General features: G+C 40.5%; 1 protein-coding gene. It reads right to left on the minus strand.

What is annotated here, in order from left to right; translation table 11 throughout:
- A partial coding sequence (locus D8836_RS11120) for a YPDG domain-containing protein (protein ID WP_474104107.1) occupies positions 1–472 on the minus strand: 472 nt, incomplete at its 3' end.
- Between the last annotated feature and the right edge of the window lie 53 nt (positions 473–525).

A 525-nucleotide genomic window follows, 5' to 3' on the forward strand; every position in this document is an offset into this window, starting at 1 on the left:
TTTTTACTGGTATTTCTTCTTTCGATCCATCTGGATACGTTACGGTTACTTTACCTGTAATTTCATCTCCTGGATTCTTATCCTCTGGAATTGTCACAGTTACTTTGCCCTTGTCATCTACGGTGATGCCTGGTGTATCACTTTCGAATTTTGTACCCTCTGGAAGTGGTTTGCCAGTCTCTTCTGTTACTGGTATTTCTACCTTAGTTCCTGGTTTNCCTTGTCCATCGTCATACTTAGGATTGTAGATGTCTTTATCGCGTTTGGTTACTGTTATTTTTACTGGTATTTCTTCTTTCGATCCATCTGGATACGTTACGGTTACTTTACCTGTAATTTCATCTCCTGGATTCTTATCCTCTGGAATTGTCACAGTTACTTTGCCCTTGTCATCTACGGTGATGCCTGGTGTATCACTTTCGAATTTTGTACCCTCTGGAAGTGGTTTGCCAGTCTCTTCTGTTACTGGTATTTCTACCTTAGTTCCTGGTTTACCTTGTCCATCGTCATACTTAGGATTGTAGA

Origin of the sequence: Streptococcus mitis (assembly GCF_003942995.1) — a bacterium.
In the GTDB taxonomy this organism is placed as follows: Bacteria; Bacillota; Bacilli; order Lactobacillales; family Streptococcaceae; genus Streptococcus; species Streptococcus mitis_CV.